Raw genomic sequence first — 21269 nt, 5'->3', positions numbered from 1 at the left:
CACGTGCCGGGGGCGCCCCGCGGTCAGATCACCGCGCGAGTCGGCGGCGTCGGCTGAGGACCGAGTGCCCCCAGCCCACCACCAACGGGATGAGACACACCACCTCGACCACGGAGCCGATGGCCGGCAGCCACAGCTCGATGACCCAGGCGACGCTGAGGAGCCCGAGGCTCCAGTGTGCCGCGGAGGGCAGGTAGGGCAGCTCGTCGAGCTTCTCGACGAGGCTGACCGTGAGGATCCGCATGACGAGGACGCCGACGAGCACGCCGAGCACGATGTCGGCGAGGTGACTTGTGGCCGAGTACGTCCCGACCCACATGTCGATCGACAGCGCGGCCTCGAACATCTCGACTCGCGCGAACCCCTTCCCTCCCCCGGCCCCGGGCTCCTGCCCGAGGTCCTCACTCCTGCGCTCACTGAACTTGATCGCCCCGAAGGCCGCCATGCCCAGCACGCCGAGGAGCAGGAACGTCCAGGAGAACTTGAGGGATCCGATGACGAGTACGAGCAGGACCCCACCGAGCGCTCCGGCCTTGTAACGCCGGCCGTGGCGCTTGATGTGATTTTCCATCCCCAGCCACGCGAGGTTCCCCTTGTCGACGAAGAACCACATCACGGCAAGGGCGATGAAGCCGAGCCCCAACGCGACGATCTGCGGGTGAACGCTCTCCAGCAGGGTGGAGTAGCAGAGCCGCTTTTGTGCTCGCGCCGAAGACTGTGCGCGTGGGAGACCCATGGGCAAGTCCGGTTGTGGCCGCCCGCGTTCCCAACAGAAACGCTTGGACGAGCACGGTCGTGCGGGAGAATCGGCCCGCAACGGCGGCCGAGAGCCGGGGGTTAGGCTGGTGGGGTGCCCGACTCGCCGCTCCCCCCGGCGGACCTCGACCTGCGGCTGTTGCGGTGCTTCGCCGTCGTCGCCGAGCACCGGCACTTCGGCCGCGCCGCCGAGACCCTCCACACGACCCAGCCGTCGTTGAGCCGGCAGATCCGCCGTCTGGAGCGGCAGGTGGGCGCGCGCCTGTTCGATCGCGGCCGACAGGGCAGCCGGCTCACCGCGGCCGGGGAGGCCTTCCTGCCGCTCGCGAACGAGTTGCTGCGCGCGGCGGCCCGGGCCGCCGCGACCGCCCGAGCCGCCGCCCGGCCCAGCCGGATCACCATCGGCCATACCAGGGGTCTGTACATCACCCCGGCGGTGCGCGCGTTGCGCCACCGCGATCCGGACGCCGACGTGCGCACCCTGAACGTCGACTGGAACGAGCCGCACAAGGCACTGCTCGATCACCGGGTGGACGCGGTCGTGGCCCGGCTGCCGTTCCCGACCGACGGGCTGCGCGTCACGGTCCTGTACGACGAGCCTCGCTATCTCGTGGTCTCCCGCGACCACCGCCTGGCCGGTAAGGAATCGGTCACCCTCGACGACATCGCCGACGAACCCGTGCCGCGGGTCCGGCAGTCTCCCCCGGTCTGGGGCGCATTCTGGCGCATCGACCCGCGACCCGACGGACGCCCGGTCCCCGACGGCCCGCTCGTCGAGACCGTCGAGGACAAGTTCGAGGTCATCGCCGCCGGCGAGGCCGTGGGCATCCTGCCCAGCCGGCACGCCACCCAGCACCCCGACCTCACCACCATCGCCCTGGAGGGTGTCGAGCCGTGCCAGGTCGCGCTCGCCACCCGCGCGGGCGACCGCAACCGGCTGGTGGCCGCCTTCCGCGAGCACGCCCGGGCCCACCTCACCGGGACGGTCGAACCGCGCCCCGGCGACTGACCGGGGCGTGGCAGGGCGGCGATGAGCCGCGGACATACGCGAGGCGTATCAACGCATGCGGAACATTCATTGGATCTTCGGTGCCCGGCGGGGCCACGGTGGAAGGACCGGCCCGGACCTTCCATCCAACGAGCGCATTCGGAGATCGACATGACACGGTTGCAGGGGCGCCACGCCCTCGTCACAGGTGGTACCGGCGGGATCGGGCGGGCGATCGCCGAGGCGCTGGCGCGCGAGGGCGCGCTCGTCGTCGTGACCGGCCGGGACGCCGTACGCGGCGCCGAGGTCGTCGGCCGCGTCCGCGAGCAGGGCGGGCGCGCCGAATTCGTCAAGGCCGACCTGGCCACCGGTGAGGCCGTCCGGGGCCTCGCCGAGGACGCGCTGGTCGCTGCGGGCGGTCGCATCGACATCCTGGTCAACAACGCGGCCCACATCCTGCCCGGGCAGTCATTCCTGGAAGCGACCGAGGAACAGATCGACGCGGCCCTCGGCCTCAACGTCAAGGCTCCGTTCCTGCTCACCGCCGCCCTGGCGCCCGGCATGGTCGAACGCGGCGCCGGCGCGGTGGTCAACATCGGCTCGGTCAGCGGCGTCCACGGCAAGGAGGGCACCGCGCTCTACGGTGCGAGCAAGGCCGCGCTGCACTCGCTGACCAAGTCGTGGGCCGCGGAGCTCGGCCCCAGGGGCATCCGGGTCAACGCCGTCGCGCCGGGGCCGACCGCCACCGAGTTGAACGCGGCGCAGATGCCGATGTGGGAAGAGATCACCGCGAGCGGCTACCCCGCTCGGCGCCCCGGCACCGCGGCCGAGATCGCCGCCGCCGTGGTCTTCCTCGCCGGGGACGGGGCGTCCTACATCCACGGTGTGCTGCTCCCCGTCGACGGCGGCGCCCTGACCCGCTGAACCCCGCACAGACAGCCGAAGGGCCACCGACAAGGGGCCGTGAGGGGCGGAGCCCGGGACCGTGGGAGGCGGAACCCGGGACCGTGGGAGGCGGAACCCCCACCTCGGGGGGTTCGGGGGGTCGCCCCCCGAAAGAAATGACGAAGGGCCGGCGGGGAAGGAAGCCACAAGGCTTCCGACCACACCGGCCCCAGGCCCGAGTGGAGGTGGCGGGAATCGAACCCGCGTCCTTCAGTACCAAGACAGGGCTTCTCCGGGCGCAGCCTGCTAGTCGTTTTCTCAGCCCCGGCGCTCACGCAGGCGTGTCGCCGACGGGCTCAGCCACTGTTAGGTTTCCCTGTCACTCCCGCGGCCGGAGTGGCAGGTTGAGTCTCCTAGCGATGCCAGGTCCCGGGCCGGAGACAGTCCCGGGCTGACAAGTTCGCTACCTAGCCTCAGGCGGCGAGGGCGAACTGAGTGCGCTTAGAGTTGGCACTTATTGTTTTGCGGTTACAGGATTTACGAGGTCACAACCGCAACCCTCGGCCCGCTTCCCCGTGTCTCGACATACCGAAGTCGAAACCGGTCACCCCCTCTTGAGTTGTCAACCGGGCACCGAGGCACCCGTCGCGTCGACCGTACCTCTTCAACACCGGCGATGCCAACGTGATTCCCGCCGGCGGACTCCTGGCGGGCGGTGGAGGTTCGACCGGGCCATGACAGGGGGCCGGAAAGATGAGACCCCCGTGGGTGTGGACTAGGCACACCCACGGGGGTGACCGGCAGGGTCGGGCCGGTCCGGACGACAGAGCCTCCCCCGAGACGAGGCTCTGGTCTCATCACGGCGACTGAGTCCGCAACCCCCCAAGCGGTGTCTCAGTCACTTGTTAAGACGCCCGGTCACGCGCGGATGGTTGCGGCCCGAGAGTCAAGAAATGACAAAGCCGTCACGCCGGTCACAACGGCCTGCCGGCGCACCTCACGTCGATGCAGCGTCCGTGGCCACGAGTCAGTGCTTCGCCTTCAGGAACGTCGCGGCCAGGCTCGCCGCCGACCTATTGCCCTCGACGGCGATCGCGAAGGCCACGTCCTGCCGGTATCCGACGAACCACGAGACGACCTTGCCGTTGCCGTACGGCACCGTCGCCGTGACACCGGCCACCGGTCTGCCGGCGACCTTCGCCTGCTGGGCGGCTCCGCTCCGGACGGACGTGCTCATGAGGCTCTGCAGCATCGTGAACCCGTCGGAGGAGGCGTCCAGCGGCTGGGCCGGCATCCGCTGGGGGGAGTCCTGCAGGAGCTGCGGCGGCCGCCAGGTGCCGGTCGCGACCGCGCCGGCGACCAGCGCCATCGACAGCGGACTGACCTCGATCTTGCCCTGCCCGACCATCTCGGCGGCACGCTCGGCGGTGCTGGAGGCCGTCGGCACCGAGCCGGAGAACGACGGCACCGGCAGGGTCCACGGCGCGCCGAGCCCGAAGCGCGCCGCACTGGTACGCAGATCCTGCGGGGCGATGTTGCGGTACAGCGCGGCGAACGCCGTCGTGCAGCTCACGGCGAAGTTGGAGTTGAAGGTCCCCCGGCCCACCCTGCCGCGGTAGGTGAAATTCTCCCCGCCGATGTTCTGCGTACCCTGCTTGCACGGCGGCGAGTCGATCTTCTGGCCGTACTGCAGGAGCGCCCGGGTCGTCACGATGCTGAACGTCATTCCCGGCGGATAGTGGCCGTTCAGGGCGGCGCTGCTCGGCTGTGAAGGCTCACCGGACTGACCGGCGTCGCTCTTGTGCTGCGCGGCGGTGTTGTCGGCCGCCGCGAGGATCTTGCCCGTGGACGGGTCGATCGCGGCGAGGGACGCCGCGTAGGGGACCTTCCTGAGGGTGTTCTCGGCGGCGACCTGCGTCGTGCGGTCGATCGTCGTGGCGACCGGCTGACTCGGGTTGCCGAGGACCTCCTTCAAGATCTTCCCATTGGACCCCGAGGGGTCCTGCGCCACGACCTTGACGGTGGGAGTGCCGGCGAGCTTCCGCTGTTCCAGCACCTGCAGCCCGGACACGCCGATCGTGTCGCCGGGCTGGTACGGCGCGCCGACCTGCTGGAGGCGTTCGGCGGTGGCCGGTCCCAGCTTTCCGACGACCTCGTCGGCGACCGCCGGCGCGACGTACGCCATCTTGGTCTGCCCCTCGACGCCCGGCACCTGCCGGAGCTGGGCCGCGTCGCCGGCCTGGGCGGGGATCTGAAGGGTGACGAGCGGCAGGAACTTCTGCGGCGGCGCGGACCGCACGTGGGCGATCACGCGGTCCTTGTCCAGATGGGTGATCTTCGACAACTGGCCGAGCGTCTGATCGGGGTTCGCGAGCCTGCCGGGCGTCACACCGAAGACCTCGACCTGGACCTTCTTGAGCAGCGTCTTGGCCTTGTTGTCGACGATGGGCTGACGCGTCGGCGTCTCGGTCACGATCGCGAGCCGCTGACCCGGGCCGAGCTGCGGGTGGATGATCGACGGACTCCAGGTGACCTTCCACTCGCCGTTCGTCCGGTGCAGCCGCATCGAGCTGCCGTAGCTCCACGGCTGGCCGCCGTCGCCCAGGTCGATGCTGACCGAGAACTGGGCGGTCGCGTCCTCGCCGTTCTGCCGCACGCGGCCGAGCGCGAGGTGCAGCGACGCCAGGTCGAGCTGGGACGGCACGGCGCCGAGGACCGCCGCGACCTTGGTCCGGTCGCCGTCGGTCTGCTTCGCGGCGGTGCCGTAGTTGCCGTTCTGCCAGGCCACGAGGAAGTCGCGGATCGTCGGCAGCGGCGAGGGCTCGGCGAAGCAGCCCGCGCTCGTGGTCGTGACCAGCAGGGCCGCGGCCAGTCCGGCCGCCGACCGGAGCCGTCGGATAGCCACCCTCAGCGCCTCCGCAGCCGTGCGGCGCGGGCCCGCTCCATCTCCCGGGCGGCGTCCCGCTTGGCGATGTCCTGTCGCTTGTCGTACTCGCGCTTACCGCGCGCGACCGCGATCTCCACCTTGGCCTTGCCGTCCTTGAAATAGAGGGCGAGCGGGACCAGCGTACGGCCGGGCTCGTTGGTCTTGGCGATCAGCTTGCCGATCTCTCGCCGGTGCAGCAGCAGCTTCCGGGGACGACGCGCCGCGTGGTTGGTCCACGTCCCCATCGTGTATTCGGGAATGTGCACTCCCTCGAGCCAGGCCTCTCCGTCGCGGATCAGAGCGTACCCGTCCGTGAGGTTGGCCCGTCCGGCGCGCAGCGACTTCACCTCAGTGCCCATGAGCACGAGGCCCGCCTCGTAGGTGTCTTCTATGTGGTAATCGTGACGCGCGCGCTTGTTCTGCGCGATCAGTTTGCGTCCCTCTTCGCGTGGCAATGACTCAGCCTCGGTCCTTCTTCGGCAGGGTGGCCGACAGCCCGCGCACGACCGTGAGCGCGCGTCGCTCGGCCTCCCGGGGTGGGCGGTTCGCGTTCACCGCGACGTCGGGGTCGATCCCGGACCCATCGAGGTTACGGCCACTCGGAGTCCGGTATCGACCGACGGTTACTTCGATCGCGGATCCGTCGGCCAGCCGCAACGGCTCCTGCACCGACCCCTTTCCGAAGGTACGCGATCCGACGATCACTGCGCGATCTCGATCACGCAATGCGCCCGCGACGATCTCGGCCGCGCTGGCCGTGCCGCCGTCGACCAGGACGACGAGCGGCACCGCGGTGTCACCGCCCGGATCCGCCATGAGCCGCTCCGGCGGGGTCCCGGCGCGTTCGAAGGTCGCCACGAGGCCGCCCGGCAGGAACACCGACGCGGTGTCGACCGCCTCGTCCAGCAGACCGCCGGGGTTCGCCCGCAGGTCGAGCAGCACACCGCCGGGGCGCCTGGGCCGGCCGGTCACCGCCGCGCGCACCTCACGTCCGACTCCCCGCGTGAACGCCTCGATCCGGATCACCACCACACCGTCGGCGGTGAGGGAGGCGCTCACGTCGTGAGAGGCCAGGGCCGTCCGGACGAGCGCGAACCGCAGGGGCGCGCCGTCGCGGCGCACCGCGAGGCCCACCCCGGTGGCGGGCCGGCCGCGCAGCGCCGCGGCCACGGTGGCGACCGTCAGGTCGCGGGTGGCGATGCCGTCGACCGCCGAGACCACGTCGCCGGGGCGCACGCCCGCGCGCTCGGCGGGCGAGCCGGGCTGGACCCCGACGATCCGGATGTCGTTCCCCATCTTCTCCAGCCACAGGCCCACGCCGCTGTACCAGCCGTTCAGGGTGGCCTCGAGGCCGCTGAACTCCGCCGCCGAGTAGAACCGCGCCCACCGGTCGCCGAGACGGCGCAGCGCCCGCTCGACCACGGCGCGTTCCCGCTCCGGGTCCGAGTCCCGATCCGATCCGGCCCGCGCGGGATCGGCCATCGCCGGCTCGACCGCACGCGCGGCCGGCCAGGAGCCCCGCCGGAGCGGATCCCGCCGTGCCGACGCGTGGGTGCGCGTCCCGCCCGACCCGGCGCCCAGGACGTACGCGAACGCCAGAGCGGCGACGGCGGCCGCCCCGCGGAGCACACGACCGGTCAGCCGGGGCATGCGAGGATTCTACGAGCGGCCTGATCACCGGACCGGCATATCGCCGGCAGCAGCGTCAGATCTTGAGGTACCGGCGCAGGGTGAGGAACGACGCCAGGGCGCAGAGCAGGATGCCGAAGCACATCGAGGCGACGATGACCCCCGTCACGTCGACCCAGCCCAGTGGCGTCGCGAACTGCAGGTTCTTCTGCAGCCTGCCGAGCAGGAAGACCTTCGAGAAGCTCAACAGGATCGCGGCGAACACGCCGCCGACGAGGCCCGCGATCGCGCCCTCGAGGACGAACGGCAGTTGGATGTAGATGTTCGAGGCGCCGACCAGCCGCATGATGCCGGTCTCCCGCCGCCGGTTGAACGCCGACAGGCGGATGGTGTTGGCCACCAGGAGCACCGCCGCGATGAGCTGGATCGCGGCGATCGTCAGCGCCGCCCACTGCAGGCCACCGAGGATCTTGAAGAACTTCTCCAGGATGGCGCGTTCGTTCACGACCTGATCGACACCAGGCCGGTTGCTCATCTGCGCGACCACCGCCGCGAAGTTCTTCGGGTCCTTGAGCTTCACCCGGAAGGAGTCGGGGATGTCACCGGGCTGGATCGAGCCGGCGATGCCCGGGCTGTCCTTGAACTGCTCCTTGGCGCGCTCGTACGCCTCCCGCGCCGTCTCCTGCTGGACCTTCGCGACCTGCGGCATGCCCTCGAGCTGCTTCTTGATCTCGGCCTTCTGATCGGCCGACGGCTCGCTCTTGTGGCAGTTCGTGTTGGCGCTGAGCTTGTTGCACAGGTAGATCGATACCTCGACCTTGTCCGACCAGTAGTTGTTGGACTTGTCGACCTGCATCTTCAGCAGCACACCGGTGCCGAACAGCGCCATCGCGATCGCGACGGTGACGACGAGCGCGATGGTCATCGTGAGGTTCCTACGGAGACCGATCCAGATCTCCTGAAAAACGAACTGTACCCGCATGCCTCGCTGTCCTTGGTCGTCCGGGTGTTGGTCGTGTCGGCGCGGCGGCGCGATCTACCGAACGCCGCCGTGCGCCTGGCCGGGTCTGCTACGCCTGGCCGACGGTCGGCTCAGACGCCGCCGTACGCCTGGCCGTAGACGCCGCGCGACTGGTCGCGCACGACGCGGCCGTCCTCCAGCTCGACCACTCGCTTGCGGAACGCGTCGACGATCGCCGCGTCGTGCGTCGCCATCACGACGGTCGTGCCGGTCCGGTTGATCCGGTCGAGCACCTTCATGATGCCGATGCTGGTCGCCGGGTCGATGTTCCCCGTCGGCTCGTCGGCCAGCAGGATCATCGGCCGGTTGACGAACGCCCGCGCGATCGCGACGCGCTGCTGCTCGCCGCCGGACAGCTCGTCGGGCATCCGGTGGCCCTTGCCCTCGAGGCCGACCAGGTCGATGACCTCCGGGACCACCTTACGGATGAAGCGCCGCGGCTTGCCGATCACCTCGAGGGCGAACGCGACGTTCTCGTAGACGTTCTTGTTGGGGAGGAGCCGGAAGTCCTGGAACACGCAGCCGATGCGGCGGCGCAGGTGCGGGACCTTCCAGTTGCTCAGTCGGCTCAGATCCTTGCCGGCGACCTGGATACCGCCCTGGGTCGGCCTCTCCTCCTTGAGGATCAGGCGCAGGAACGTCGACTTGCCGGACCCGGAAGGCCCGACGAGAAAGACGAACTCGCCCTTCTCCACGGCCACGTTGACACCCTGCAGGGCCGGTCGACTCTGGTGCGAATAGACCTTGGTGACGTTATCGAAGTGGATCACGGCTGCATCACGACGTGCCAGTCTAGGGGCTGGGGGACGGCGACGACTGTCTTTTCGTCGACAGACGTCCTGCCGCGGCTTCCCGGCTTGGCGGGCCGATTGGCCAAGCAGCAGTCTAGGGGGGAGACTGGCATGGATCGTCCAACTTGGGTACACCGAGGAAAAGCAACCAGGCATCACGGACACCCGCCGCCGAAGACGGCGGGCCACCGGCCAGGAGCGCTTAGGCTGAACGGATTCCCGCCGAACGTTCAGGAAGGAGCCGGATGAGCTGCGAACATCTGATCTGCGCGCGATGCTCGGGCCCCGTCGTCGAGGGGCGCTGCCCCGCGTGCCGCGCGGCGCGGGCGGAGGTGCACCGTACCGGGCCGTTCGGCCTGTCCCCCATCGTGATCGGCGCCCTGATCCTGGCGCTGACGCTGCTGATCGCGCTCAAGCTGGGCCTGCACTGAACGGGTGGGCCGCCCCGGCCCGCCGAGCGTTGGATCACCACGGACCGCTGAGCGGTGGGTCGCCCCGGCCCGCCGCCCGGCCGCCGGTCACCGACGGGCCGAGCGCGCGGTCGGTCAGTCCTGCTCGCCGGCCTCGCGGCGGCGCATCCAGCGGATCTCGGCCTCGATGAACTCGTCGATGTCGCCGTCGAGGACCGCCGTGGGGTTGCCCGCCTCGACGCCCGTGCGCAGGTCCTTGACGATCTGGTACGGGTGCAGCACGTAGTTACGGATCTGCGTACCCCAGGAGCTCGTCGTCTCGCCGCGCAGCTCGTTCATCCGCTCGGCCTCCTCCTGCCGCTTGCGCTCCAGGAGCTTGGCCTGCAGCACCGACATCGCGGTCGCGCGGTTCTGCAGCTGGCTGCGTTCGTTCTGGCAGGAGACGACGATGCCGGTCGGCAGGTGGGTGATCCGCACCGCCGAGTCGGTGGTGTTGACGCCCTGTCCGCCGGGGCCGCTCGACCGGTAGACGTCGATGCGCAGCTCGTCCTCGGGAATGTCGACGTGGTCGGTCTGCTCCACCACCGGCACCACGTCCACGCCGGCGAACGAGGTCTGCCGGCGGCCCTGGTTGTCGTACGGGGAGATCCGGACCATGCGGTGGGTGCCGTGCTCGCCGCGCAGCGTGCCGTAGGCGTACGGCGACTTGACCGTGAAGGTCGTCGACTTGATGCCGGCCTCTTCGGCGTAGGAGGTCTCGTAGACCTCGGTGGGGTAGCCGTGGCGCTCGGCCCACCGGATGTACATCCGCTGCACCATCTGCGCGAAGTCGGCGGCGTCCACGCCGCCGGCCTGCGAGTTGATCGTGATCAGCGCCTCACGGGCGTCGTACTCCCCGGACATGAGGGTGCGGACCTCAAGCTGCTCGATCTCCTTGCGGAGCGTGCCGAGCTCCCGCTCCGCCTCGCCGCGGGTGTCGTCGTCGCCCTCCTCCGAGGCCAGCTCGAACAGCACGGCGGCGTCGTCGAGCCGGCTGCGCAGCCCCTCGACCTTGCCGAGCTCACCCTCGAGGTAGGACAGCCGCCGGGTCACCTGCTGGGCGCGGTCCTGGTCGTTCCACAGGTCGGGGTCGGCAGCCTGGTCGCGTAGCTCAGCGATGTCACGACGCATCGTGTCGAGGTCGAGGACGGTCTCGATGCCGGTGAGCATCGAGCCGAGCTCCTTCATCTCTTCAGAGGGATCCATGGCTGCCACGTTCGAAAGCCTACCCGTGCCCGTACTCTCCGCGTACGCGCTCCGTCGGTCTTCCCGACCCCGGAACCGGACCGCGCCAAGAGGCGGTCAGAGATCCCTGGCATACTCTGCCCGATAGCTGTAGCGAAGGCACGGGGTACATGAACAAGGCGGTTACGTCCACGCTCGTGGCGGTGCTCACCATCACCGCCGCCGCGGGGTGCTCGGGCAAGCCACACCGCACCGTACGGACGACCCCGGTCGCCGCCGAGAGCAGTCCCGCTCCCGAGCCGCTGACGCCGGACGTCGCGGCCAAGGCGTTCCACTCGTTCGTGAACAACGACGACGTGGCCCGGGCCAGCGGAGACGAGCGGCTCGCCCTGTGGTGGACCAGTGAGGGGCAGTCGCAGCTCACGGCCGCGGCGTTCCGCCGGGCGGTGGCCGCGGGCGACCCGGTCCCCCGCTACCGCTACGAGTCACCGGTCTTCTACGTGCCGCGCCTGTTGCTGACGGGCCCGCAGTGGTTCGTGGTGAGCGCGCGCCGGACGACCGCGGACGGCAAGGACCCCCATGCCGTGTACATGGGCTTCCTGCGGTCCAAGGCGGTCAAGCGCTGGCGGCTGAGCCTGCTCGCCGTGCTGGACGACAAGCAGAAGCAGCCGAAGATCACGGTGGACTCCGAGGGCTACGCCAAGGCTTTGGCCACCTTCGACAACGCCCTGCTGATCCCGCCACGGCTGGTGCCGTCGATCCAGGCGACGCTCGCCGAGGAGGGCCCGCAGAACGTCGCCGCCCAGGTCATGCGCGCCGGGAAGTACACCACCGGCTACTACACCGCGGACCAGAAGGCGATGAAGAACAAGAAGCAGAAGAAGGCCGGGGTGCGCGGCAGCTCCGTGTACTCCGCGACCTCCTTCCCGATCTTCCCGCTGGCGACCGCGGACGGCGGCGGGCTGGTGCTGTACGCCCTCAGCCGCGACACGGTCATCACCAAGAGCAAGAGCAAGCCCGGTCGCCTGCCGGTCCCCGATGACGCCGTGCCGTTCCTGAACTCCGGCCCCGTCAAGAACGAGATCGACGTCAGCCAGACGATGCAGTACGTCGCGGTGGTCCCGGCCAAGCCCAAGAAGGATGACGGCACCGTCAAGGCACAGATCATCGGCGCCGACGGCGGCACCGTCAAGGCGGCCGTCCCGGCCAAGTAGTCCTAGGACGCCTGGGCCGAGGACAGGTCGAACGCCTCGATCAGCGTGGTCGCGCGGCCGCGTACCGGCAGATAGGCGACGGCCCGCCAGAACCAGGCGGCCGTCACCCGGTGCCCGGTCCTGCCGTGGAGGTAGGCGCGGACGTCCGCGGGCAGCACCGTGACGTCACCGCTGCCGGTCGCCGTGTAGGTCGTCGTCCGCCGCAGCGAGTAGCTCACGATGGCCCCGCCGTCGCTGGTCCGCAGCGCGTAGACCGGATATCCGGTGGGTGACGACCGGCCCGTGACGGCCACGTCGTGGTCGCGCAGTTGCTTCTCCTGGCGGGCCGCGGCGGCCCGCCACCCGCGGGCGGTGTCACCCGGTCTGATCGTGTCGTCGTCACCGCGGTCGAGGTACGCGCCGTGCGCCGCCGGCAGCGCGGCCGGCGTGGTCGCCAGCGTGCTGGTGTCCGGGTCGACCGCGACGGCGTAGCCCTGCTCGTCCGTGGCGATCCGGGGCGGCGGGCCGTGGAAGTAGAGCCGGCTCGACAGCCGCCACGCGGATTTCGCGCTCTGCTGCGAGAACACCGCGAAGATCGGCCGTTCGGCGCCGCCGCGCCGCTCCAGCGCCGACACCGCGAACCACCGGGGCAGGCCGCGCAGCCGCGGGACGTACATCACGGGATTGCGCAGGGAGATCGCTCCGGTGCGCGGCGGCCGTCCGCCGCCGAGGCGCAGGGTGGCCTCGGCGGTGGCACCGAGCGCGTCGGTGCCCACCGCGCGCCACTCCTTCGCGTCGCCCGCCGTGACCGCCCGGTTGTAGTGGCGGACGTAGGCGGCGAGGACCTGCGCGGCCGCGTCGGCCGAGACGGCGGGGGCGGCGGTGTCACCGGCGGCGTCGCCGGCGTCGCCGTGACCGTCCTGGCACCCGGCGAGCAGGAGGATCGCCAGCACGGCCGGCGCGACACGGCGGTGACGCATGCCCGAATTCTGACATCACGGACGTACCGCCGCACGGTGGGCGGCTCCGCTAGGAGGCGGTCGCCTGGATCGCCTTGCGGTAGCTTCCGACGACCTGGGCGGCGCCCTGCGGGGGCACCACGGCGAGGTACTGGGTCAGCGCGGTCGTGTCCAGGTGCCGGCGGACCTTGCCGTTGATCAGACCGGCCAGGTCGCCGCCGTTCCCGATCAGCCCCGGCTTGGCCAGGTCGTAGCTCTCGCTCTGCCGCACGACGTACCAGACGAGGGCGCCGCCGTCGGTGGTGCGCAGCGCGAACGCCTGCTGCCGGTCCGGCCGGAAGTCGGAGGTGAGCGTCACGCCGCGGCGCTTGAGCGCGGACTCCGCCTTGACCAGCGCGTCGTGCGCCTGGGTGGTGTACGGCCCGGGCGCCATGCCGGACGTGCCGCGGGTCAGCGTGGCGGCGTGCACCGCGGCGACCTTCCCGGGCGCGGGCGCCGTCTTGCCGTCGTCGGGCGCGACCGCGGTGGCGTAGCCGTCCTTGTCCAGCGCGACGCCGGTGATCGTCGCGGCGGGGAACGGGTCGGCGGTGAGGAGCCAGGGGCCACCGGGCCGCTCCTGGGTGAAGACCAGGGCGTGCCGGGTCCTGCCGGCCGTGGCGACGACCGCGAACCACTTGGGGAACCCCGTCTCCCGGGGGATGTAGTAGGCCGGGGCGCTGTAGACGAAGGGCGCGTACTTCTCCCCGGCCGCCGTGCGCCGCCGGTACTCGGCGCGGTCCATGTCGAGCTGGGCGCCGGTCTCGACGGTGGCCAGCAGCTTCTCGTCGGACGAGCCGTTGGCCCGGTTGTTGACGGACTGATAGTGGGCGAGCAGCTGCGCGGCCCGGTCCTTGGGCACGGCGGGCGCGGCGATCGCCGGCGAGCCGCCGCACGCGGCCAAGGGCAGCAGGACGACCGTCAGGGCGGTGAGGTGTCGAAGCATGCGGACCAGATTCGCACAGTGATCATTCGGTCACTGTACGAATCCGTAAAGAATCTCCGGCTGGGGAGGACGCCCCGGCGGTCGCCCGGGGCGTCCTCCCGGGCGTCCTCCGCCGCCGGGTCAGCCGGGCAGCGTGCTGGCCGTCACGAGCGTGCGGATCGCGCGCAGCGCCACCGACAGGGTCGCGATGCCGAAGCTGTCGCTCTCCCAGATCTCCCCGAGGGTCTGTGCCGCGCGTGAGACGGCGGCGCTGTTCTTCTCGGCCCAGATCGCCAGGCGTTCCTCCGGATCCGCGCCGGGCTCGCTGGTGACCAGCACGTCGCGGGCGAGGGCCGCGTGCGCGGCGTACAGGTCGTCGCGCAGCGCCGATCGGGCCATCGACTGCCAGCGGTCGTCGCGCGGCAGCGCGATGACGCGCTCGCGCAGCCGGGCGATCTGCAGGCGGTCGGCCAGGTCGAAGTAGACCTCGGCGGCCTCCTCGAGCGAACGTCCCGTGCTGGTCGCGATCTCCACCAGGTCGAAGGTGGAGTAGGCGGGCACCATGATCGCGACCTGCTCGGCCAGTTCGCCCGGCACCCCGTCCTCGGCGAAGCGGTCGCGCCGCTCCTCGAAGCCCTCCAGGTCCCGGCCGATGAGCAGCTTCGGCAACTGCGGCGCGAGGATGGCCGCGCCCCCGGCGAAGAAGTCGACCGTCTCCTTCAGGTCGAACGGCATCCGCCGGTTGTGCAGCAGCCAGCGGGCGCCGCGTTCGGTCAGCTTGCGCGCCTCGAGGCGCATCCGGATCTGCGTGGCGGTGTCGACCTGGGATTCCAGGGCGTCCACCGAGCCCCAGAACCGCGGCATGTCGAACACCGCGCGCGCCACCAGGTAGGCGCGGGCGATGTCGGAGGAGGAGGCGCCGGTCTCCTCGTTCATCCGGAACGCGAACGTCGTGCCGCTGTTGTTGACCAGGCTGTTCACGACGGACGTGGAGATGATCTCCCGGCGCAGCGGGTGCCGGTCCATGTAGTCCCGGAACCGCTCCCGCAGCGGCGTGGGGAAGTACTCCACGAGCCGGGTGGCCAGGTGCGGGTCGTCCGGCAGGTCGGAGGCCCGGATCTCCTCCTCCAGCGTCAGCTTGCTGTAGGCGAGGAGCGTGGCGAACTCCGGGCCGGTGAGGCCGAGGCCCGCCTGCCGCCGCTCGGCGAGGGCCTTGTCGTCGGGCAGGTCCTCCAGCCGCCGCTTCAGCTTGCCGTCCCGCTCGAGCTTGCGCATGTGGCGCGCGTGCACGTGCAGCATGGACGAGGCCTGCCTGCGGGCGGCGGCGAGCACGACGTTCTGCTGGTAGTTGTCGCGCAGCACCAGGTCGGCGACCTCGTCGGTCATCTGGAGGAACAGCGCGTCCCGCTGCTTGCGGGTCAGCTCGCCGTCGCGGACGACCTGGTCGAGCAGGATCTTGATGTTGACCTCGTGGTCGGAGGTGTCCACCCCGGCGGAGTTGTCGATGAAGTCGGTGTTCACCAGTCCGCCGCCGAGGGAGAACTCGATCCGGGCGCGCTGGGTGAGACCCAGGTTGCCGCCCTCGCCGATCACCTTGCAGCGCAGCTCGGTGGCGTCGGCGCGCAGCCCGTCGTTGGCCCGGTCGCCGACGTCGGCGTTGTTCTCGGCCGTGGCCTTGACGTACGTGCCGATGCCGCCGTTCCAGAGCAGGTCGACGGGGGCGCACAGGATCGCGTGGATCAGCTCGTGCGGGGTCATCGCCACGATGCCGTCGTCGATGCCGAGCGCCTCGCGCACTTGCGGGGTGATCGAGATCTTCTTGGCGGTGCGCGGGTGCACGCCGCCGCCCTTGGAGATCAGCGAGGTGTCGTAGTCGGCCCAGGAGCTGCGCGGCAGCGCGAACATCCGCGTGCGCTCCTGGAACGACGTCGCCGGGTCGGGGTCCGGGTCGAGGAAGATGTGCCGGTGGTCGAACGCGGCGACCAGCTTGATGTGCTCGGACAGCAGCATGCCGTTGCCGAACACGTCACCGGACATGTCGCCGATGCCGACGACGGTGAAGTCCTCGTTCTGGACGTCCACGCCGAGGCCGCGGAAGTGGTACTTCACCGACTCCCACGCGCCGCGCGCGGTGATGCCCATCGCCTTGTGGTCGTAGCCGACCGAGCCGCCGGAGGCGAACGCGTCGCCCAGCCAGAAGCCGTATGACGCGGCGACCTGGTTGGCGATGTCGGAGAACGTCGCGGTGCCCTTGTCGGCGGCCACGACGAGGTAGGTGTCGTCCCCGTCGTGCCGGACGACGTCCGGCGCCGGAACGACGTGCATCTGGCCGGCCCCCTTACGGGCGCCCGCCCCCGCCTCTCCCCCGACGAGGTTGTCGGTGATGTCCAGCAGGCCGCTGATGAACTGCTTGTACGACGCGACGCCCTCGGCGAGGAACGCCTCACGGTCGCTCGGGTCCGGCAGTTGCTTGCAGACGAACCCGCCCTTGGCGCCCGCCGGGACGATGACGGTGTTCTTCACCGCCTGCGCCTTGACCAGGCCGAGGATCTCGGTGCGGAAGTCCTCCTTGCGGTCGGACCAGCGCAGCCCGCCGCGGGCCACCGACCCGAACCGCAGGTGCACGCCCTCCAGGCGCGGCGAGTACACGAAGATCTCGAACTTCGGCCGCGGCTGCGGCAGATCCGGGATCGCCGCGGGGTCGAACTTCAGCGACAGGTACGGCTTCGGCCTGCCGTCGGCGGTCCGCTGGTAGTGGTTGGTGCGCAGCGTGGCGCGGATCATCGCCAGGTAGCTGCGGAGGATGCGGTCCTCATCCAGGCTGGAGACCGCGTCGAGCGCGCCCTCGATCTCCTCGGTGATGGCCGCGGCGAGCTCCTCGTGGGCGGCGCGGGACCGGTCGTCGCCGGCGTGGTTGAGCCGCGGGTCCAGCCGCGCCTCGAACAGCCGGACCAGGAGGCGGGCGACGCGCGGGTTGGCGACGAGCACCTCCTCGATGTACCGCTCGCTGAAGGTGGTCCGGGTCTGCCGCAGGTAGCGGGCGTACGCGCGCAGCACCATGGCGGACCGCCAGTCCAGCCCCGCGCGCAGCACCAGCGCGTTGAACCGGTCGCTCTCCACCTTGCCGTCCCAGAGCGCCTGGAAGGCCTCTTGGAAGAGTTCCTTGACCTCGGTCTCGTGCACGTCGGGCGACGGGTCGTACCGCAGGCCCAGGTCGTAGATCCACGACTCCCGCCCGTCGGCCCGGGCGATCTCGTACGGCCGCTCGTCGATGACCTCGACGCCCATCTCCTGCAGCAGCGGCAGGATCTGGGACAGCGAGATCGGCGGGCCGAGCCGGTAGATCTTCAGGCGGCGCTCGCCGGCCTGCGCGTCGTACGGCTCGTACAGGTTGATCGAGATCTCACCGGGCTCGGAGAGCGCCTCCAGCCGGGTGAGGTCGGCGCACGCCGTCCGGGCGGGGAAGTCGGCCTTGTAGCCCTCCGGGAACGCCTCGGTGTAGCGCCGGGTGAGCGCGCTCGCCTGCTCCTCGCCGCACTGCTGGACGATCGCCTCGGCGAGGTCGTCGGTCCACGACCGGGTCGCGGCGATCAGGCGCCGCTCCAGCTCGGCCGGGTCCACCTGGGGCAGCGGGCGGCCCCGCTCCCCGCGGACGACGACGTGCAGCCGGGCGAGGATCGAGTCGCCGACCATCGCGCTGTAGTCGACGGAGACGCCGTCGTACGCCCGCAGCAGGATCTCCTGGATGCGCAGCCGGATCTGCGTGGTGTACCGGTCGCGGGGCAGGAAGACCAGGCACGACATGTACCGGCCGTACTCGTCCTTGCGGACGAACAGCTTGAGCTGCTTGCGCTCCCGCAGCCGCAGCACGCCGAGCGCGATCGGCAGCAGCTCGTCGACGGAGATCTGGAAGAGGTCGTCGCGGGGGTAGGTCTCGAGGATCTCGATGAGGTCCTTGCCGTCGTAGCTGTCGGCGGCGAGCCCGGCGCGGTACAGGACCTCCTCCACCTTGTGCCGCAGCACCGGGATGTGCTCGATGCTCTCGCTGTAGGCGGTGTGGGTGAACAGCCCGAGGAAGCGCCGCTCGCCGACGACCTCCCCGCCGTCGCCGAACTTCTTGACCCCCACGTAGTCCAGGTACGCGGAGCGGTGCACGGTCGCGCGGGAGTTCGCCTTGGTGAGGATCAGCAGCTGCGGCTCCCGCGCCTTCGACCGCACCTGCTGCGGCAGGGACGCGAAGCTCGTCGACTCCGCCTGGTCGGACCGCAGGATGCCCAGGCCGGTGCCGGGGATCGCGCGCAACTGCTCGCCGTCCGGGCCGTCCTCCAGCTTGTACTCGCGGTAGCCGAGGAAGGTGAAGTGGTCGTCGGCCAGCCAGTCCAGCAGCTCGACGCCGTCGATGATCTCCCGGTCCGGCAGCGGCGGCCGCTTCTCGTTCACCTCGACCGCGATCGCGCCCGCCAGCGCGCGCATCTTCTGCTCGTCCTCGACGGCGGCGCGTACGTCGCCCAGCACCCGCCGCAGGTCGGCCTCGAGCTCGTCCAGCAGCACGCGATCACTCTGCCGGTCGATCTCGATGTGGATCCAGGACTCCTCCAGCACGAGGCCGTCGCCCTCGCCGACCGTCTGGAGGCTCCCGGTCACGTCACGGGTGACCTTCAACTGCGGGTGAACGATCAGGTGCGTCGCGAGCCGGTGCCGGTTGAGCTCCATGACCACCGAGTCGACGAGGTAGGGCATGTCGTCGGTGACCACCTGCACGACGCTGTGCCCGGGATCCCAGCCGTACTCCTCGATCGTCGGCGTGAACGCGCGCACCATGGCGCGTCCCTGCGGCCGCTCCTCGCCGAGGTGCCGGTGCACCATCGCCGGGCCGCACACGTCCACCGGGTCGCGGTCCAGCAGGTCCTCCGGCGCGACATGACGGTAGTACAGCCGGAGATAGCCGAGGGTGTCCCCGGCGTCCTGCCGCACCCCCGGCGTGTGCGTGCACGCCTGCGCCGCACGGACCAGCAGTTCGTCCTTGGCGTCGTCGAGTCCACCGGTGCCGTTGACGTTGGCACTCGCGCTCATGCGCCCTCGCCCCTCATCTCAAGTCTCCCTCAGTACCTTCAAGAATCCAGTGCTTCACGCGGTCTCGGACGGCGACCGTTGTTCCCGCCATGGCCTGTCGAGAACTTTTCGGCCACAGCGGCGGTGATCCCGTGGGTCGGTCCGCCGTGCGCGCCGCAGCGCCACCGATCTCGTCGGATTCGAGAAGATCTTCGGCGAGTCGCCAGAGGTCGTCACGACGATCACGATCGTGCGTCGTCACCGGAGAGCGCCTGCGTCCGGCGTCCCCGGTGGGCGGACTCTGCTTTCGCGGAAGGATTACGAAACTACGCCCGGGCATGCGGGATCGGTGTCCGGACACGCCGGAACCGAACGCGGCCGCACCACGCCGTTGTGGTGTTGTGCTCACGGCGGCCAGGTTAACGCGAAAACGAGGATTGTCCGACCCGAATGAGACCCGGTCACTCGCCTCCGGTGCTGGTGGCGGCCCCGGAGTGGGCACCGGGCGCGGTCTGGGCGTTCGTGCCCTGATCGGTCGATCCGGTCCCCGTGCCGCTGCCGCCCGTCCCGGTACCGGTGCCGGTGCCGGACCCCGTGCCCGTGCCCGTTCCGGTGCCGGTCCCGGTACCCGGGCTGCTCGAGCCGGTCGAGTGCGTCGGGCTGGCCGAATGCGTCGGGGTGCTGGAGGTGTGGGTCGGGGTGGGCGAGTACGTCGGCGTCGGCGAGTACGTCGGCGTGGGCGAGTAGGTCGGGGTCGGCGAGTACGTCGGCGTGGGCGACCGGTCCGACCGGGTCGAGGAGGGCGTGTCGACCGGCACGCCGGCGTTGCCCTGCCTGGTCGCGGAGGGGGACACGTGGCTCTGCGTGCCGTTCGGGTTGTACCCGGTGTTCTGCCCGGAGCGGTCGGCCGCGTTGGAGGTCAGGACCAGACCGATCACGACCGCCGCGGCCGCGACGACCGCGGCTCCGGCGGCGGCGAGCCGCCGGCGGCCCCGGGACATCGTCGACCATCCGCCGGGACCGGCCGGTTCGGCGCCGGCCACGGGCGGGAGGAGCGACGAGATCCCCTCGCTGTGGACGGGCGGGACCGGCGAGGTCGGCTGCCCCGATACGGGCGGCAGGGCCGGCGACGTGGCCTCGTCCGCGTGATGGGACCCGGACTGCGCCGCGCGGTAGGACGCGGGCTCCTCCGCGCGGTGGGCGGGCGGCCGGACCGCCGTGACGGGGTACTTGTGGGCGGCGGCGCCCAGGCGCGGCGTCCCGGCGAGGGCCGTGCCGCCGGGCGGGGTCCGCTGGGCGGCGACCGTGGCCGCGTGCTCCAGCAGGTCGGCGGGGACCGTCAGGGGGCCCGCGTCGACGGCGACCGGCGGCAGCACCTCGGTCGGGGAGGGCTGCTGCCGCTGGGCCTCGCCACCGCCGCCGAGCAGGCGCAGCAGGAGGGCGTTGGCGGTGAGCCGCCGGTCGGGGTCCTTCTCCAGGGCGCCGGTCACGAGCGCGCGCAGCCCGTCGGGCAGGTCGCCGATCCGGGGCTCCTCGGACAGGATCCGGCTGACCACCGCGGAGATCGAGTCGCTGCCGAACGGCGGAGTCCCGGTGGCCGCGAAGACCATCGTGGCGGCCCACGCGAAGATGTCGACGGCCGGCCCGACCGTCTCGCCGCGGATCTGCTCCGGAGCCATGTAGGCGGGGGTGCCGACGACCCGGCTGGAGACCGTCGAGGCCCCGTCCAGCGCCCGCGCGATACCGAAGTCGATCACCCGTGGGCCGTCGGGCCCGAGCAGCACGTTGTGCGGCTTCAGATCACGGTGCACGACGCCCGCCTGGTGGATCGCGACGAGCGCGGTGACCGTGCCGATCGCGAGCCGCTCCAGCGCGGCGCCGCCGATCGGCCCGCTCTCCTTGATCACGTCGTACAGCGAACGCCCGGGGACGTACTCGCTGACGATGTAGGGGCGGTCCCCCGCGACGTCGGCGTCGAGCACCTGCGCGGTGCAGAACCGCGCCACCCGCTTGGCGGCGGTCACCTCGCGCTCGAAGCGGACCCGCGCCTTGGCGTCCTCGGCCAGCTCGGCGTGCAGCAGCTTGATCGCGACCCGCGCGCCCTCCGGAGATCTGCCCAGGAAGACGGCGCCCTGGCCGCCTCTCCCCAGCCGACCGACGACCTCGTAGTCCCCCAGCCGCCTCGGATCACCTGGCTGCAGGGGATTCCCGTTCTGGTCCACCGCAGTCCGGTCCATTGCCGACCGCATCCCTTCCGTCGCTCCCCGCCGACCGTCCCCACGGTCGGGCATATCGGTTGAGACGCGGTCGAAGTCCCGCTGGTTCGGTCGGCCGGCCAGGGCGTCGATCAATCCCCTGCCGGCGCGCCGATCGGAGCATGGGCGACGAACCGCATCTGCCGAACATATCCCCACCGACTCCGCGTTCCCAGAGCGCGTCGCGCCAGGTGACGGACATGTCCCGTATGAGAGACG

15 protein-coding genes and 1 other RNA gene are annotated in these 21269 nt (G+C 70.9%); 4 read left to right on the top strand and 12 right to left on the bottom strand.

Annotation, left to right across the window (positions count from 1 at the left end):
* Window positions 1-28: 28 nt before the first annotated feature.
* The gene (locus tag AB0K82_RS10655) at window positions 29-736 is read right to left on the bottom strand and encodes a DUF475 domain-containing protein (protein ID WP_364395163.1); all 708 of its coding nucleotides are present in this window, start codon (window positions 734-736) and stop codon (window positions 29-31) included.
* A 114-nt stretch (window positions 737-850) separates the two neighbouring features.
* On the opposite strand from AB0K82_RS10655, the gene AB0K82_RS10650 reads away from it, so the two are divergent.
* Both AB0K82_RS10650 and AB0K82_RS10645 read left to right on the top strand, forming a co-directional pair.
* Window positions 851-1765, top strand: coding sequence for a LysR family transcriptional regulator (locus tag AB0K82_RS10650; protein ID WP_364395162.1), 915 nt, complete (start codon window positions 851-853; stop codon window positions 1763-1765).
* A gap of 150 nt (window positions 1766-1915) precedes the next feature.
* Window positions 1916-2668 (top strand): glucose 1-dehydrogenase, encoded by a 753-nt coding sequence (locus AB0K82_RS10645; protein WP_364395160.1) that lies wholly within the window; start codon window positions 1916-1918, stop codon window positions 2666-2668.
* Between the two features lie 198 nt (window positions 2669-2866).
* On the opposite strand, the gene ssrA is transcribed toward AB0K82_RS10645, so the two are convergent.
* From ssrA to ftsE, 6 genes are all read right to left on the bottom strand, one after another.
* Window positions 2867-3241, bottom strand: a transfer-messenger RNA (tmRNA) gene (ssrA, locus tag AB0K82_RS10640).
* Between the two features lie 415 nt (window positions 3242-3656).
* Window positions 3657-5534, bottom strand: a complete 1878-nt coding sequence (locus AB0K82_RS10635; protein WP_364395158.1) for a penicillin-binding transpeptidase domain-containing protein — start codon at window positions 5532-5534, stop codon at window positions 3657-3659.
* Window positions 5535-5536: 2 nt separating this feature from the next.
* A complete protein-coding gene (gene smpB / locus AB0K82_RS10630; RefSeq protein ID WP_364395156.1) occupies window positions 5537-6010 on the bottom strand; it encodes an SsrA-binding protein SmpB in 474 nt (157 codons plus the stop codon).
* A 4-nt stretch (window positions 6011-6014) separates the two neighbouring features.
* The gene (locus tag AB0K82_RS10625) at window positions 6015-7205 is read right to left on the bottom strand and encodes a S41 family peptidase (RefSeq protein ID WP_364395154.1); all 1191 of its coding nucleotides are present in this window, start codon (window positions 7203-7205) and stop codon (window positions 6015-6017) included.
* Window positions 7206-7260: 55 nt separating this feature from the next.
* Window positions 7261-8166 carry a permease-like cell division protein FtsX gene (ftsX, locus tag AB0K82_RS10620; RefSeq protein WP_364395152.1) on the bottom strand — a complete coding sequence of 302 codons (906 nt, stop codon included), beginning with the start codon at window positions 8164-8166 and terminating at the stop codon, window positions 7261-7263.
* Between the two features lie 110 nt (window positions 8167-8276).
* Window positions 8277-8975 (bottom strand): cell division ATP-binding protein FtsE, encoded by a 699-nt coding sequence (gene ftsE / locus AB0K82_RS10615; protein WP_364395150.1) that lies wholly within the window; start codon window positions 8973-8975, stop codon window positions 8277-8279.
* A 266-nt stretch (window positions 8976-9241) separates the two neighbouring features.
* Between ftsE and AB0K82_RS10610 the strand changes: the two genes are divergently transcribed.
* The gene (locus AB0K82_RS10610; protein WP_345353540.1) at window positions 9242-9427 is read left to right on the top strand and encodes a hypothetical protein; all 186 of its coding nucleotides are present in this window, start codon (window positions 9242-9244) and stop codon (window positions 9425-9427) included.
* Window positions 9428-9541: 114 nt separating this feature from the next.
* Here AB0K82_RS10610 and prfB read toward each other — a convergent pair whose 3' ends face one another.
* A complete protein-coding gene (gene prfB / locus AB0K82_RS10605) occupies window positions 9542-10660 on the bottom strand; it encodes a peptide chain release factor 2 (RefSeq protein ID WP_364395148.1) in 1119 nt (372 codons plus the stop codon).
* A 140-nt stretch (window positions 10661-10800) separates the two neighbouring features.
* Between prfB and AB0K82_RS10600 the strand changes: the two genes are divergently transcribed.
* On the top strand, window positions 10801-11844 hold the full coding sequence (locus AB0K82_RS10600; RefSeq protein ID WP_364395146.1) for a hypothetical protein: 1044 nt from the start codon (window positions 10801-10803) through the stop codon (window positions 11842-11844).
* A 2-nt stretch (window positions 11845-11846) separates the two neighbouring features.
* Here the strand turns inward: AB0K82_RS10600 and AB0K82_RS10595 are convergent, their stop codons facing one another.
* The 4 genes from AB0K82_RS10595 to AB0K82_RS10580 form a co-directional block, all read right to left on the bottom strand.
* A complete protein-coding gene (locus AB0K82_RS10595) occupies window positions 11847-12803 on the bottom strand; it encodes a hypothetical protein (RefSeq protein ID WP_364395144.1) in 957 nt (318 codons plus the stop codon).
* Window positions 12804-12852: 49 nt separating this feature from the next.
* Window positions 12853-13764 (bottom strand): hypothetical protein, encoded by a 912-nt coding sequence (locus AB0K82_RS10590; RefSeq protein WP_364395142.1) that lies wholly within the window; start codon window positions 13762-13764, stop codon window positions 12853-12855.
* Between the two features lie 120 nt (window positions 13765-13884).
* The gene (locus AB0K82_RS10585) at window positions 13885-18816 is read right to left on the bottom strand and encodes an NAD-glutamate dehydrogenase (RefSeq protein ID WP_364395140.1); all 4932 of its coding nucleotides are present in this window, start codon (window positions 18814-18816) and stop codon (window positions 13885-13887) included.
* A 440-nt stretch (window positions 18817-19256) separates the two neighbouring features.
* Window positions 19257-21032 (bottom strand): protein kinase, encoded by a 1776-nt coding sequence (locus tag AB0K82_RS10580; protein WP_364395138.1) that lies wholly within the window; start codon window positions 21030-21032, stop codon window positions 19257-19259.
* Between the last annotated feature and the right edge of the window lie 237 nt (window positions 21033-21269).

The organism is Actinoallomurus sp. NPDC052274, assembly GCF_040679475.1.
Lineage (GTDB): Bacteria > Actinomycetota > Actinomycetes > Streptosporangiales > Streptosporangiaceae > Actinoallomurus > Actinoallomurus liliacearum.
This window is presented reverse-complemented; position numbering and strand designations above follow the sequence as displayed.

Coding starts and splice junctions, on each gene's coding strand:
- AB0K82_RS10595 (WP_364395144.1), bottom strand. CDS start 12,803: ATGCGTCACCGCCGTGTCGCGCCGGCCGTGCTGGCGATCCTCCTGCTC.
- AB0K82_RS10610 (WP_345353540.1), top strand. CDS start 9,242: ATGAGCTGCGAACATCTGATCTGCGCGCGATGCTCGGGCCCCGTCGTC.
- AB0K82_RS10585 (WP_364395140.1), bottom strand. CDS start 18,816: ATGAGCGCGAGTGCCAACGTCAACGGCACCGGTGGACTCGACGACGCC.
- AB0K82_RS10645 (WP_364395160.1), top strand. CDS start 1,916: ATGACACGGTTGCAGGGGCGCCACGCCCTCGTCACAGGTGGTACCGGC.
- AB0K82_RS10625 (WP_364395154.1), bottom strand. CDS start 7,205: ATGCCCCGGCTGACCGGTCGTGTGCTCCGCGGGGCGGCCGCCGTCGCC.
- AB0K82_RS10590 (WP_364395142.1), bottom strand. CDS start 13,764: ATGCTTCGACACCTCACCGCCCTGACGGTCGTCCTGCTGCCCTTGGCC.
- ftsX (WP_364395152.1), bottom strand. CDS start 8,166: ATGCGGGTACAGTTCGTTTTTCAGGAGATCTGGATCGGTCTCCGTAGG.
- AB0K82_RS10580 (WP_364395138.1), bottom strand. CDS start 21,032: ATGGACCGGACTGCGGTGGACCAGAACGGGAATCCCCTGCAGCCAGGT.
- AB0K82_RS10655 (WP_364395163.1), bottom strand. CDS start 736: ATGGGTCTCCCACGCGCACAGTCTTCGGCGCGAGCACAAAAGCGGCTC.
- AB0K82_RS10600 (WP_364395146.1), top strand. CDS start 10,801: ATGAACAAGGCGGTTACGTCCACGCTCGTGGCGGTGCTCACCATCACC.